The sequence below is a fragment of the Haloplanus sp. XH21 genome (assembly GCF_023276355.1).
GTDB classification, from domain to species: Archaea; Halobacteriota; Halobacteria; order Halobacteriales; family Haloferacaceae; genus Haloplanus; species Haloplanus halobius.
Genome location: NZ_JALLPL010000001.1, coordinates 2,262,788 through 2,276,464, shown reverse-complemented (window position 1 = coordinate 2,276,464; position 13,677 = coordinate 2,262,788). Strand labels below are relative to the sequence as shown.

Annotated in this window: 14 protein-coding genes; 10 read left to right on the top strand and 4 right to left on the bottom strand. The window is 67.7% G+C overall.

Annotation, left to right across the window (positions count from 1 at the left end; genetic code table 11):
• Window positions 1-105: 105 nt before the first annotated feature.
• The 4 genes from MXB53_RS11920 to MXB53_RS11905 all read left to right on the top strand — a co-directional run bounded on the left by MXB53_RS11920 (window position 106) and on the right by MXB53_RS11905 (window position 5,137).
• Window positions 106-1,005, top strand: a complete 900-nt coding sequence (locus MXB53_RS11920) for a PhzF family phenazine biosynthesis protein (RefSeq protein ID WP_248897765.1) — start codon at window positions 106-108, stop codon at window positions 1,003-1,005.
• A gap of 132 nt (window positions 1,006-1,137) precedes the next feature.
• Window positions 1,138-3,405, top strand: coding sequence for a phosphoenolpyruvate synthase (gene ppsA, locus MXB53_RS11915; RefSeq protein ID WP_248897764.1), 2,268 nt, complete (start codon window positions 1,138-1,140; stop codon window positions 3,403-3,405).
• Window positions 3,406-3,458: 53 nt separating this feature from the next.
• Window positions 3,459-4,535, top strand: a complete 1,077-nt coding sequence (gene mfnA / locus MXB53_RS11910; RefSeq protein ID WP_248897763.1) for a tyrosine decarboxylase MfnA — start codon at window positions 3,459-3,461, stop codon at window positions 4,533-4,535.
• Window positions 4,536-4,570: 35 nt separating this feature from the next.
• Window positions 4,571-5,137, top strand: a complete 567-nt coding sequence (locus MXB53_RS11905; protein ID WP_248897762.1) for a YqaA family protein — start codon at window positions 4,571-4,573, stop codon at window positions 5,135-5,137.
• A 6-nt stretch (window positions 5,138-5,143) separates the two neighbouring features.
• On the opposite strand, the gene MXB53_RS11900 is transcribed toward MXB53_RS11905, so the two are convergent.
• Both MXB53_RS11900 and MXB53_RS11895 read right to left on the bottom strand, forming a co-directional pair.
• A complete protein-coding gene (locus tag MXB53_RS11900) occupies window positions 5,144-6,112 on the bottom strand; it encodes a glutathione S-transferase family protein (RefSeq protein ID WP_248897761.1) in 969 nt (322 codons plus the stop codon).
• Window positions 6,113-6,215: 103 nt separating this feature from the next.
• Window positions 6,216-6,647: an acyl-CoA thioesterase gene (locus MXB53_RS11895; protein ID WP_248897760.1), complete on the bottom strand. Its 432-nt coding sequence runs from the start codon at window positions 6,645-6,647 to the stop codon at window positions 6,216-6,218.
• A gap of 124 nt (window positions 6,648-6,771) precedes the next feature.
• On the opposite strand from MXB53_RS11895, the gene MXB53_RS11890 reads away from it, so the two are divergent.
• Both MXB53_RS11890 and MXB53_RS11885 read left to right on the top strand, forming a co-directional pair.
• Window positions 6,772-7,698 carry a sulfide-dependent adenosine diphosphate thiazole synthase gene (locus MXB53_RS11890; protein WP_248897759.1) on the top strand — a complete coding sequence of 309 codons (927 nt, stop codon included), beginning with the start codon at window positions 6,772-6,774 and terminating at the stop codon, window positions 7,696-7,698.
• A gap of 21 nt (window positions 7,699-7,719) precedes the next feature.
• Window positions 7,720-8,481 carry a DUF7001 family protein gene (locus MXB53_RS11885; protein WP_248897758.1) on the top strand — a complete coding sequence of 254 codons (762 nt, stop codon included), beginning with the start codon at window positions 7,720-7,722 and terminating at the stop codon, window positions 8,479-8,481.
• A gap of 33 nt (window positions 8,482-8,514) precedes the next feature.
• On the opposite strand, the gene MXB53_RS11880 is transcribed toward MXB53_RS11885, so the two are convergent.
• Both MXB53_RS11880 and dcd read right to left on the bottom strand, forming a co-directional pair.
• Window positions 8,515-9,453, bottom strand: a complete 939-nt coding sequence (locus tag MXB53_RS11880; protein ID WP_248897757.1) for a thiamine-phosphate synthase family protein — start codon at window positions 9,451-9,453, stop codon at window positions 8,515-8,517.
• Entirely contained in the window at window positions 9,450-10,031 is a 582-nt protein-coding gene (gene dcd / locus MXB53_RS11875; protein ID WP_248897756.1) for a dCTP deaminase, read from the bottom strand. The genes MXB53_RS11880 and dcd overlap by 4 nt, the downstream gene beginning before the upstream one ends.
• 148 nt (window positions 10,032-10,179) lie before the next feature.
• Between dcd and citZ the strand changes: the two genes are divergently transcribed.
• The 4 genes from citZ to MXB53_RS11855 all read left to right on the top strand — a co-directional run bounded on the left by citZ (window position 10,180) and on the right by MXB53_RS11855 (window position 13,674).
• Window positions 10,180-11,316: a citrate synthase gene (citZ, locus tag MXB53_RS11870; RefSeq protein WP_248897755.1), complete on the top strand. Its 1,137-nt coding sequence runs from the start codon at window positions 10,180-10,182 to the stop codon at window positions 11,314-11,316.
• 38 nt (window positions 11,317-11,354) lie between these two features.
• A complete protein-coding gene (locus MXB53_RS11865; RefSeq protein WP_248897754.1) occupies window positions 11,355-11,810 on the top strand; it encodes a gamma-glutamylcyclotransferase family protein in 456 nt (151 codons plus the stop codon).
• A gap of 190 nt (window positions 11,811-12,000) precedes the next feature.
• The gene (ilvA, locus tag MXB53_RS11860) at window positions 12,001-13,230 is read left to right on the top strand and encodes a threonine ammonia-lyase (RefSeq protein WP_248897753.1); all 1,230 of its coding nucleotides are present in this window, start codon (window positions 12,001-12,003) and stop codon (window positions 13,228-13,230) included.
• Window positions 13,231-13,293: 63 nt separating this feature from the next.
• A complete protein-coding gene (locus tag MXB53_RS11855) occupies window positions 13,294-13,674 on the top strand; it encodes a Rid family detoxifying hydrolase (protein WP_248897752.1) in 381 nt (126 codons plus the stop codon).
• Window positions 13,675-13,677: the final 3 nt, after the last annotated feature.

The window sequence follows — 13,677 nt, the reverse complement described above, 5'->3', positions numbered from 1 at the left end:
CAATCAATATCTCCGTCACTCGTGATGACGGGTCTTTTGAAACAGTTACAGCCGACTATCAGCTCGACCCACAACGTCTTACTCCCCGCCGCACAGGTCGATGGCATGGAGACGCGCCGGACGCTACTGATCGACGCGTTCACGGACGAACCGCTCGCCGGCAACGCCGCGGGCGTCGTCCCCGACGCCGCCGACCTCGCCGACGAACAGATGCAGGCCATCGCGCGCGAACTCAACGCGAGCGAGACGGCCTTTCTCACCACTGACGCCGCCGACGAGGTGACCCGCCGAATCCGCTATTTCACGCCGACCCAGGAGGTCGACCTCTGTGGCCACGCCACCATCGCCAGCCTCGCCGTTCTCGACGAGGAGGGCGTCCTCGACGGCGAGGGGCGACTGCGGACGAACGCGGGCGTTCTCGACGTGGAGATGGCGGACGGCGTGGCGTGGATGGAGCAGGACGACCCAGCCGTCGAGGTCATCAACCTCGATTACGACCGCGCGGGCGAGGCACTGGGGATCGATCCGGCGGCCCTGCGCGACGTTGGTGCGGATCTGCCCGCCGCGGTGGCGACGACCGGCCTGCCCTTCCTGATGGTGCCGGTGAACTTCCTCGAACATCTGGGGGGTGCCGAGCCGGACATGGGCGCGCTGGCGACGCTGGCCGACGATCACGGCGCGACGGGGGTCTACGCCTTCACCTTCGACGCGCTGGACGCGGCGTCGACGCTCCACGCGCGGATGTTCGCGCCGGGGGCGGGCGTGCCGGAGGACCCCGTCACCGGGACGGCGGCGGGGGCCTGCGGGGCGTATCTCCGGACCGTCGAGGCCTTCGACGACCTGCCCGACGAGATGCGGTTCGAACAGGGGCATTTCGTCGACCGGCCGGGTCTGGTTCGGGTTCGCGTCGGCGACGGCGTGCGCGTGGGCGGGCGAGCGGTGACCGCCCTGAACGGATCGCTGGTGGTCCCGCCGGTCGCGGACGACGATATCGTCGAGGCCTGAGTACGCACTCCGCGTCGCTCGTCGGGCACGGCGGAGCCGGGTGGTGAGCGCCGTGAGCTCGCTCGATTCGATGGCCGTAGTTGCGCGGTTCGAAACCTTCTTTGTCACGCTGGTGGGAGTCGTGCGTACGAAATGGCTGTAGCTTGGCTGGAGGACGTACGGGCTACCGACCTGGGGACAGTCGGTGGCAAGGCGGCTTCGCTCGGCGAACTCACGGAGGCTGGACTGCCAGTGCCACCGGGGTTCGTCGTAACGGCCGGCACTTATCGAACCTTTATCGAGGAGGCCGGCATCGACGAGGAACTGTTCGAGGCTGTCGATGTCGACAGTGAGGACTCGGCAGCGCTCGAGGCGGGGCACGACCGCGCCCACGAACTCATCATGGAGACGGAGGTCCCCGAATCGGTACGCGAGGAAATCCTCGAAGCGTACCGATCGATGGGTGACGGCGACGCGTTCGTCGCGGTGCGGTCGTCCGCGACCGCGGAGGACCTCCCGGACGCCTCCTTCGCGGGCCAGCAGGAGACGTTCCTCAACGTCACCGAGGAGGATCTCATCGAACGGGTCAAGGAGTGCTGGGCGTCGCTGTTCTCCCAGCGCGCTATCTACTACCGCAACCAGAAGGGCTTCCCGCACGACGAGGTCGACATCGCGGTCGTCGTCCAGCAGATGGTCGACGCCCAGAAAAGCGGCGTGATGTTCACCAGTCACCCGTCGACCGGCGATCCGCGCATCATCATCGAGGCCGCGTGGGGTCTCGGCGAGGCGGTCGTCTCGGGCGCGGTCTCCCCGGACAACTACGTCGTCGACCGAGAGACGAACGAAATCGAGCAGCTGACCGTCGCGACGAAGAAGGTGATGCACGTCAAAGACGAGGAGACGGGCCAAACCGTCGAGCGCGAGGTCCCCGAGGACAAACGGGACGAGCAAGTGCTCACGCAGGCCGAAGTCGACCGCTTGGTCGAACTCGGCGAGAAGGTCGAGGACCACTACGGCGAACCGCAGGACGTGGAGTGGGCCGTCGTCGACGGCGAGGTGTACATGCTGCAGTCGCGCCCGATCACGACCATCGACGAGGGCGAGGCTGAGGCGGCCGACGAGAGCGAGAGCGAGGAGACCGGCTCTTCCGAGCAGTTGCTCTCGGGGCTCGGCGCCAGTCCCGGCATCGCGGCCGGCGAGGTCCGCATCGTTACGAAACTCGATCATCTGGACCAGGTGAGCGAAGGCGATGTCATCGTCACCGAGATGACCATGCCGGACATGGTCCCGGCGATGAAGCGCGCGGCCGCCATCGTCACTGACGAGGGCGGGATGACCTCCCACGCCGCCATCGTCTCGCGCGAACTCGGCGTCCCCGCGGTCGTCGGCTCCGGTGGCGCTACCCGAACGCTCGAAAACGGGCAGGTCGTCACCGTCGACGGCAAGATGGGGACGGTCCGGGAGGGCCGCGAGGTGGAGACCGAACCGTCGGTCGACACTGGCGGCGAAACTGCGCCCGTCTCGAAGCCGAAACCGGTGACGGCGACGGAGGTGAAGGTGAACGTCTCCATCCCCGACGCCGCACAGCGGGCCGCCGACACGGGTGCGGACGGCGTTGGCCTCCTACGCATCGAACACCTCGTGCTCTCGCTCGGCAAGACGCCCGAGCGATACATCCGTGACGAGGGCGCCGAGGCCTACGTCGAGGAACTCATGGACGGCGTTCGCGAGGTGGCCGAGGCGTTCTACCCCCGGCCGGTTCGCGTGCGCACCCTCGACGCCCCCACCGACGAGTTCCGACAGCTCGAGGGCGGCGACGAGGAACCCAACGAGCACAACCCGATGCTGGGCTACCGCGGTATCCGCCGCAGTCTCGACCGGCCGGAGGTGTTCGAACACGAACTGGAGGCGTTCAAACGTCTCTACGACATGGGCTATGACAACCTCGAAATCATGTTCCCGCTGGTCACCGACGGCGACGATACCGCTGCGGCCCGCAACCACATGGAGGCGGTCGGCATCGACTCCGAGAAGCGGAACTGGGGCGTCATGATCGAGACGCCGGCCAGCGCGCGCGGCGTCGAGGACATCATCGCGGAGGGCGTCGACTTCGTCTCCTTCGGCACGAACGACCTCACGCAGTACGTGCTGGCGGTCGACCGCAACAACGAACACGTCTCCGACCGGTTCGACGAACTCCACCCGGCCGTCCTCGACATCATGGGTGACACCATCGACGCCTGTCGGGAGGCCGGCGTCGACACGAGCATCTGCGGGCAGGCCGGCTCGCATCCCCAGATGGTCGACTTCCTCGTCCGGAAAGGCATCACCTCGATCAGCGCCAACATCGACGCGGTGCAGGACGTGCTGACCGAGGTCGAACGCGTCGAGGAGCGTCTCATCCTCGACGCGGTGCGGTAGCGGCAGTCCCTTCTTCCGGAACGGCTAAACCGCCTCGCGGCCACGCTCTGCCTATGGAGCAGGCGGTTCCCACACCGCAGTCGTTCGACCGCGTTCTCTCCAGTATGTGCACGCGCCCGCATCCGGCCGCCCGCGAGGCGGCCGAGCGGTTTCTCGCGACCAATCCCGGTGATCCCGACACCTACCGCGCGGTCGCCGCGCTCGAGAACGATGTCGTCGGCGTACTGGGCGAGATAACCGGTCTCGCGGAGCCACACGGCTACGTTGCGAGCGGCGGGACCGAGGCGAACATCCAGGCGGTCCGGGCGGCGCGCAACCGCGCCGCCACCGACGATCCGAACGTCGTCGCTCCCGAGAGCGTCCACTTCAGTTTTCATAAGGCGGCCGACGTGTTGGGCGTCGACCTTCGAACCGCGCCCGTGGACGCCGACGGGCGGGCCGCCCCCGACGCGATGGCGACGCTGGCCGACGCCGACACCGTCGCCGTCGTCGGCGTCGCGGGCACCACGGAGTACGGCCGCGTCGATCCCATCCCGGCGCTCGCGGAGCTGGCCGCCGACGTGGACGCCCTCTGCCACGTCGACGCCGCGTGGGGCGGGTTCGCGCTCCCCTTTACCGACCGCGACTGGGACTGGAACTTCGCGCACGCGCCGATTGACACGCTGACCATCGACCCGCACAAGTTGGGGCGGGCGGCGGTGCCGGCGGGTGGCTTTCTCGCCCGCGATTCGACGACGATGGACGCCCTAGCCGTCGAGACGCCGTATCTGGAGTCGATGTCGCAGGCGACGCTCACGGGCACGCGGAGCGGCGCGGGCGTCGCCAGCGCGGCGGCGGCCCTCGACGCCCTCTGGCCGGACGGCTACCGCGAGGCGTACGAGCGGGCCCAGGACAACGCGGACTGGGTGGCCACCGCCTTTGCCGACCGCGGGTTCGACGTGGTCGACCCCGTGCTTCCGCTGGTCGCCGTCGACGTGCCGACGGCGCTGTTCGACGCGCTGACCGAGCGCGGATGGCGACTCTCGCGGACCGCGTGCGGCGAACTCCGTCTCGTCTGTATGCCCCACGTCACCCGCGAGATGCTGGCGGCGTTCCTCGACGATCTCGACGACTGCCGCCGGTCGGCGTAATACCACCCGAAATCTGAAAGACTTACGTCGCCCCCATGCCAGGCAGTGGTGTGGACCCGCTTGTCACCCCTCTCGCGACGGAGTTGTTCGGCTTCGAGTGGCTGACGCGATTCGTCCGCACCGCGACGGGGTGGGGTGGGCTGGCCGTCATCTTCGTCTACTCGTTTCTCATCGCGTTCGCGCTACCGGGCGTCAGCGAAGTCGTCCTGCTGGCGCCGCTGGATCTCGGCCTCTCGACGGAGGCGCGACTGGCGGTCATCATCCTCGTCTCGGCAGTCGGCAAGGCCGCCGGCAGCGTCTTCGCCTTCCATCTCGGGCAGGAGGCCAAGGAGTCGGGACCGGTGATCGCCGCGCTCCGGCGCTCACGGTTCGACATCATCGAGTGGTCGGAACGGCGTACCGTCGACATCGCGCGCCGTTGGGGGTACGCTGGACTCGCCGTTGCGCTCTCCGTCCCGTTTTTCCCCGACACGCTCTCGATTTACGCCTTCGCCGTCCTCGAGGAGGATTACGTCCGGTTCGCCGCGGCGACGTTCGTCGGGAGCGTCGGCCGACTGCTCGTCACGCTGGGGCTGGGCGCGAGTTTCTTCGCCGTATTCTGACCCCGGCTATCGGAGTGCGTCCGGCGGACTCCCCGAGAGTTCGTCCCGATCGTGTCCCTCGGTGAAATCGATAGCTGGCCCCGTCGGGACGAGGCGTTTGGGGTTCAGGTCGGCGTGGCTCTCGTAGTAATGCCGGACGATGTGGTCCATGTTGACGGTGCGCTCGATCCCCGGCGTGGTGTAGAGGTCCTTCGTGTACCCCCAGAGGTTGTCGTACTCGTGGATGGCCCGCCGGTTGCATTTGAAGTGGACGTGGTAGACGTGATCGAACCGCACTAGCGTCGCGAACATGGCGAGGTCGGCTTCGGTGAGACGGTCGCCAGCGAGATACCGCTGGTCGGCGAGGACGCTGTCGTAGTGGTCGAGGGCGTCGAACAGGTCCGAAACGGCGCGGTCGTAGGCGGCCTGGGACTCCGCGAAGCCGGCGCGGTAGACGCCGTTGTTGATGGGGTCGTAGATGTCGTCGATAAGGCGGTCGACCTCCTCGCGGTAGCCCTCGGGATAGAGGTCGACATCGCGGGTCGCCAGGTCGTCGGCGGCGACGTCGAGCAGCCGCATGATCTCTTCGGACTCGTTGTTGACGATGGTCTCGTGCTTGCGGTCCCAGAGGACGGGGACAGTGGGACGCCCGGTGAACTCGGGATCGGCGCGGACGTAGAGTTCGCGGAGGTAGTCGGCGTCGTGGAGGGGGTCCGGGTAGGTCTCCGAGAACTCCCAACCCTGGTCGTAGCGCACGGGTTCGACCAGCGAGAGGGAGATGGCGTCGTCTAGGTCTTTCATCGCGCGCGTCATGGCGGTGCGGTGGGCCCACGGGCACGCCCGCGAGATGTAGAGGTGGTAGCGTCCCGCCTCGACGGGGAACGCTTCGTCGGGGCCGATCCGGTCGCGGAACGTCGTCTCCTGGCGCTGGAACTCGCCGTCGTCGTCGGTCGCGTAGTCCGTCCCCACCCACTCGCCGTCGACGAGGCCGCTCATCGATCGATCACCGTAGTAGTCATCATCAGTAGTACGCACTCGCTGACGAAAAGGATTGGGCGCCCGCCCCTGGACAGGGCCGAGAGCCGTCGGCGCCGGGTCGTCAGGGGGTGGCTCCGTCGACGAGGCGGGCACCGCGGTCCGTCTCCGCGACGACGCTGGGGACCTCGACCGGCTGGCCGTTCTCGTCGACGGCGACCATGGTGAACCGGGCGGCGGTCGTCGGTTCGGACTCGTCGTCCCGGGGGTCGCGGCTCTGCACGTCGACCCTGACTTCGAGGCTGCTCGTTCCGGTCTCGTAGACGTAGGCTGCCAGCTCCGCGACGTGACCGACCGGAATCGGGTTGCGGAAGTCGACGCTGCCGACGTGCGCCGTGACACACGTCTCGCTGGCGACGGTCATCGCCGCGATGGCGGCCAGTTCGTCCATCAGTCGGACCACCTCCCCGCCGTGGGCGTTCCCGTAGTTGTTCGCCTGGTTGGGTTGGATCCGTTCGGTCGATTCCACGTACGAGTCGAGTACCGGCACTGACATCGACCGATAGTGCGGCCGGGGGTCAATGAACCCACGGACCGACGCCGGCGACGGCGGGGTCTCCGACGTGAACCTGTTCGGGGTCGCAAGCTATATCAACCACCCAGTGATACTACCGAGTGGTATGTCTTCATTCGAGCAGTTCAGTCAGGTCGGCGAGGCGGACGTAACACGGGCGATCGGCCAGGAGTGGACCGAGGAGTTCATGGACTTCTCGGACTCCGACGTGCTCATCATCGGCGGTGGCCCGTCGGGGCTGATGGCGGCGAAGGAACTCTCCGAGCGCGGCGTGAAGACGATGGTCGTCGAGAAGAACAACTACCTGGGAGGGGGATTTTGGCTCGGCGGCTTCCTGATGAACAAGGTGACGGTTCGGGATCCGGCCCAGGACGTGCTGGAGGACCTCGAGGTGGATTACAAGCCCGCCCAGGATACGGAGGGCCTGTATGTCGCCAACGGACCGGAGGCGTGTTCCGGCCTCATCAAGGCCGCGTGTGACGCCGGCGCGAAGATGCAGAACATGACGGAGTTCACCGACATCGTGATCCGCGAGGACCACCGCGTCGGCGGCATCGTCATGAACTGGACGCCGGTCCACGCGCTCCCCCGCGAAATCACCTGCGTCGACCCCATCGCCGTCGAGGCGGACCTGGTCATCGACGCGACGGGTCACGACGCCGTCGCCGTCAACAAACTCGACGAGCGGAACGTCCTCGACGCGCCCGGCATCCAACACGCCAAGGAGCACAACACCGGCATGGACGAGACGGGCGACGACTCCTACGGCGCGCCCGGCCACGACTCACCCGGCCACGACTCGATGTGGGTCGGCCAGAGCGAGGACGCCATCGTCGAGCACACGGGGCTCGTTCACGACGGTCTCATCGCCACGGGGATGGCCGTCGCCACCACCTACGGCCTCCCGCGGATGGGTCCGACCTTCGGCGCCATGCTCGTTTCGGGCAAGCGCGCCGCGCAGGTCGCCATCGACGAACTCGGCGTCGAGGCCCCCGACGTGGAACTCACGTCGCGGGCGCCCGCCGACGACTGAGGGACCGCATCCACGGACACCATGGTCGAGACGGTCACGCTCTACCGAGCCCCGACGACTGCGGCGGACGCCGACGCCATCGCGGACTGGCTTCGCGACCGGGTCGACGGCGAGGTGCGGGTCCGCGACCGACTGCTTGGCGACGTCGCCACCGAGACCCTCGCCGAGGACCTGGCCGCGGCCCGCGTCACCGATCCGCACGACCCGGAGACGGGCAACACGATGCTCGGCATCGTCCGCTACGAGGAGCGGGCGCTGGCGACTCCCGAACGCGAGGGCGGCGTCGTCTACGACGGCCAGGCGGTCCAGCGGGCGCTGAACGCCCGCCTTCCCGACGCCGAGCGCGGACTGGATCACCTCCATCTCCCCTTGCTCGACCGGGTGATCGGCACTTGGGGCGCCCACGACGCCCGCTGGCACAAGCGGGTGGCCGTCCTCGGCCAACCTGCCCTCGTCTCCGTCCCCGGCCTGTACGAGGCGCCGGCCAAGCCCGAAGCCTACTACGAGGCGAAAAGCAAGCACGCGCTCATGACGGGCGACGCGCCGCCGCGTGAGGTGTTAGAGGCCGAGATCGAGGGCGACTTCCTGGTCGAGGGCGACCCGCGGACGACCGAGGCGCTGAAAGGCTACGTCCTCGCCGCCGTCGACTTCCTGGAGACGGGTACCGCGTTCTGTGACGACGAGCGGTGTCGGCTCTACGACGCCCACCGACAACCGGGCGTCGTGCAGGCTCAACTCCGCGAACCGGCGTTCTGTGCGGCTCACGACGAGCGGTACGGCTAGCCGTCGTTCGCCTCAGCCGCGCTTCGGACGCCGTCAGTTCGACAGGTCGCGCACGATGCGCGCCACGGCCGGCGCGTCCGCCGCCAGGACGTACGTGATGGGTTCGATGCCGAACCCGCCGGTCTGATAGAGGACGAAAGGCTCGTCGGGGCCGGCCGTACGGACGGCTTCGACGATGGTCGGCCGGACCGCCGGACTGCCGGTGTCGGCGTCCGCGCGCTCGTCCTGGTCGACGGCGAACTCGACCGTCGGATACCCGGCCTCACGTAGTTCCTCGATGAGGGCGGCGTCGTATCGGAGGTTCACCGCGCCGCGGACGGACTGTCCCGCCACGCGCGCCGAGAGCAACACCGAGGCGACGTGTTCGCTGACGCCGAACTCGGGGTCCGAGGGAACCGTCGCGGTCCCCCGCACGTCGAAGATGCGGCCGGGGACTGCGGCGACGTCCTCCACGTCGCTCGCGTCGGGCAGGCACTCCACGAGGTTGGAGCCGACGTTGGGCACGAGGCCGGCGAAGGTGGGCGTGTTCCGCAGGATACGCAGGCCGCGGCGCACCGACGACCGGACCTGTTCGGTCGTTCGGACGCCGCTCTCGGGGTCGTGGACGTCGAACGCCCCCTCGTAGGACCGGAGTTCGGGCATGACCTCGCGGTGACGCTCGGCCAGCAGGTCGCCGTCCTCCAGTTGTCGGATGAGCACCTCGATTTCGACGAGCGCCTGCACGCGACTCATGTCGCCGGTGGCGAGGCCTTCGCCGATCCGTTCGACGAGCGCTTCGACGCGGTCGTCGTCGCTGATGCGGTCGCTGACGGTCACCTCGCCGTGGGCGTACTTCGAGACGGCCGACTGGGAGATGCCGAGGGCGTCGGCCACCTCCCGCTGCGTGAAGCCGCGGTCGCGGAGGTCCGCCGCGAGCATCGACCGGACGGTGGGGAGAAACTCCTCGACGACGAGTTCCTCGATGAACTTCATGGTTCGAACTCGGGGTCGTCGCCGATGCGGGAGGCCTGTGGCCCCGTCTGGTCCTGGTATTTCGACCCGCGGTCGCTGCCGTACGGGCGCTCCGCGGGCGAAGACAGTTCGGTGAAGACGAGCTGTGAGACGCGCATGCCGGGCGTGAGCGCGACGGGCGCGGTGCCGAGATTCGACAGTTCGAGCGTCACCTGGCCGCGGTAGCCGGGATCGACGAAGCCCGCGGTGGCGTGGACGACGACCGCGAGGCGACCGAGCGAGGACCGTCCCTCGACGTTGGCGACCAGATCCGGCGGGACCTCGATGCGCTCTTTGGTCGTTCCGAGGACGAAATCTCCCGGATGGAGGATGAACTCGTCGCCGTCGTCGACGACGGTTTCCGAGATGTACTCGCTGACCTCCCGTTCGCGCGTGGGGTGGATGCAGGAGATGTTCGTGCGCTGGAACTCCAGAAACTCCGAGCCGAGGCGGAGGTCGACGCTGGCGGGTTGGACCTGCTGATCGATATCCTCGAGCGGGTCGATCACGAGATCGCCCTCGCGAAGGCGGGCGAGGATGTCGGTGTCCGACAGGATCATACCTAGGGCGTGACGCCGAGCGATAAAATCTCCCCGGTCGTGTGTGCGTGTCGCGTCGAACTCGGTCCGCTCACTGACTGTCCGTCGCATGACGGGTATATGAGGGAAACGGCAACGCTTTTTTGAGACGGTCCGAAACCGATAGCGTATGTCTGATGAGGTCAAGCGGGGACTGGAGGGTGTGGTGGTCTTCGAGTCTCGGCTGAGCTACATCGACGGCGACGCCGGCGAGTTGGGCTACCGCGGGTACGCCATCGAGGATTTCGCACACGAGGCGAGTTACGAGGAGGTGCTGTCGCTGCTCTGGAACGGCGAGTGGCCGTCCCGGGACGAGGCGGACGCCTTCGCCGCCCGCCTCGCCGACGAGCGAGACCTCGAGCCCGCCGTCTACGACCTCATCGAAGAACTCGCGGACCGCGGCGAAGACCCGATGGCGATGCTGCGGACGGTGACCTCCTCGCTGTCGGCCTACGATCCCGACACCGACGCCGACCCCGACGACGAGGACGCCAACCTCGCGAAGGGCTGTCGCATCACCGCGAAACTCCCGACCATCGTGGCGGCGTTCGCCCGCCTGCGCGAGGGCGACGACCCCGTCGACCCTCGGCCCGATCTGGGTCACGCCGAGAACTTCCTCTACATGCTGAACGGCGAGGAGCCGGACGATGTCGCGGCCGAGACGTTCGATACCGCGCTGGTGTTGCACGCCGATCACGGGCTGAACGCCTCGACGTTCTCCGCGATGGTCACCACCTCGACGCTCTCGGATCTGCACAGCGGCGTCACGAGCGCCATCGGCACGCTCGCGGGCGACCTCCACGGCGGCGCCAACCAGAACGTCATGGGGATGCTGCAGGAGATCGACGACAGCGAGAAAGGCCCCCGCGAGTGGGTCGACGACGCGGTCAATGACGGCAAGCGCGTCCCCGGGTTCGGCCACCGCGTCTACGATGTCCGTGACCCTCGGGCCGCCATCCTCGAGGCCTACTCCAAGCGACTCGGCGAGACCACCGGCGATCCCAAGTGGTACGACTACTCCGTCGAAATCGAGGGGTATATGGCCGAAAAGGCCGGCCTCGCACCCAACGTCGACTTCTACTCCGCGTCCATGTACTACCAGATGGGGATCCCGATGGATCTCTATACGCCCATCTTCGCGGTGTCCCGGGTCGGTGGCTGGATCGCGCACATGCTCGAACAGTACGCGGACAACCGTCTCATCCGGCCGCGTGCGCGCTACGTCGGCGAACAGGGGCGCGAGTTCGTCCCCCTCGACGAGCGATAGCCGAAAGACGGAACCCCGCGTCGCGCCCAGTGTCGGGTATGGACGTGTTCGCGTACGGGACGCTCACCCAACCCGACCGGGTCGCGTCGGTGGTGGATTCGTTCGTCTTCGTCGGCGCCGCGGTTCTGGAGGGCTGTCACCCGGTCGACGGCCGGTATCCTACGCTCGCGCCCGGCGGCGAGACGGCGGGGCGTCTCCTCCGAACGGACGACATCGACGCCCTCGACGCCTACGAGGGAATCGGCCAGGGGCTCTACGTCCGCGTTTCGGCGCCGCGCACCGACGGCGGCACGGCCGTCGTCTACGTCGGCGACCCGGCCGCGCTGGATGGGGTGGCACACCGCTCCGAACACGCCCGGGACGACGACGGCGACGTCTCGGCCCGGTCGCTGACGAACCAGGCAGCCGTCGAGTGGCCCGGTGAAGGCACATTCGCGGAGCGCGTCGAGCAGTATTTCGACTCCAGCGTCGTCGTCCGGCCCCTCCCGGCGTGACGCTCCGTCCTCGCAATACGATGGTTTCTACCGTCTCTCGCGTTCACTTTCACTTCCACCGCGCCTTCATGACGTTTATGTACTCCCCCGGGTATTGAATGAACGCACGTCACACGCGTGCATTCCCCCTTTCACACCGGTGAGCCGTCGCTATATAAACCGTTAACAGCCACCGCCGGGTACGGGTGGTATGATCTCACTCGAGGACGTGCTCGACGCCCGAGACCGGGTCGAGGGCGTGGCGCGTCACACGCCGCTTGAGTACTCACACGCCTTCTCGGAGATGACGGGCGCCGACGTGCATCTCAAACTGGAGAACTTCCAGCGCACGGGCGCGTTCAAGATCCGGGGCGCAATGAACCGTATCGAAACGCTGTCGGACGCCCAGCAGGCGGCGGGCGTCGTCACGGCGAGCGCCGGCAACCACGCCCAGGGCGTCGCGCTGGCGGCGACCCGCGCGGGGGTCGACGCGAAGATCGTCATGCCGGAGCACGCCCCCGTTTCGAAGGTGAAAGCGACCGAGCGCTACGGCGCCGAAGTCGTCCTCCACGGCACGGACTACAGCGAGGCCCAGTCGGAGGCCCACCGGATCGAACGCGAGGAGGGCCGGACCTACGTCCACGCCTTCGACGACGAGATGGTGATGGCCGGCCAGGGCACCATCGGCCTCGAAATCGTCGAGGACTGCCCGGAACTCGACACCGTCATCGTCCCCATCGGTGGCGGCGGTCTCATCTCCGGTATCGCGACGGCGGTCAAGGCCCACGACCCCGACGTTCGCGTCATCGGCGTGCAGGCCGAAGGCGCCTCCAGCGCCGCGGAGTCGCTGCAGAAAGGCGAAATCTACGAGCGCGACAGCGTCGACACCATCGCCGACGGCATCGCCACCCGCCGCATCGGTGACCGGACGTTCGAGGTCATCCAGGAACGCGTCGACGAGGTGGTGACCGTCGACGACGAGGACATCGCCATCGCGCTCACTTATCTGCTCGAACGGCACAAGGCGCTCGCGGAGGGCGCGGGGGCCATCTCGATTGCGGCGCTCCTGTCCGGCGCCATCGAGTTCGACGAGGGGGAAGTGATCGTCCCCGCGGTCTGTGGCGGCAACATCGACCTCAACGTCCTCACGACGGTCGTAATGCGTGGCCTGGTCGCGACGGGTCGGTATCTCCGCTTCCGCACCATCCTGAAAGACCAGCCCGGCGCCCTGGTCGAGCTGGGCACCATCATCGCCGAACACCGCGCGAACATCACCGCCTTCCACCACGACCGTACATCGCGGGACGTGGCGATGAACGACGCGCGCGTCGAACTCGAAGTGGAGACTCGTGGCCCGGACCACATCGACGAACTCCTCTCGGCGCTCCGGAGCCGCGGCTACGATGTCGAAATCGTCAACGGGTACCAGATGTCGGTCTGACGGCGACGGCAGGAACGGCCGTGGATGTGTACTTTTAACCCGACCCCGCGTGACGACCGGAGCGTGAAACGAACCATCAGCACCGACGACGCCCCCGCCGCGGTGGGCGCGTACAGTCAGGCGACGACGAACGGATCGCTGCTGTTCACGGCCGGGCAACTGCCGCTGACCCCGGACGGCGAACTCCTCGACGACGAGAGCGTCGCGACGCAGACCGAGCAGTCGCTGGACAACGTCATGGCCATCCTCGCCGACGAGGGGGCCGACGCGAGCGACCTGCTGAAAGTGACCATCTTTCTCGACGACATCGACGACTTCGACGAGATGAACGAGACGTACGCGACGTATTTCGACGCGGAGCCACCGGCCCGTAGCGCCGTCGAAGTCGGTAACGTCCCCAAGGGCGCGGCCCTGGAAATCGAAGCCATCGCCGACGTGGAGTGAGCG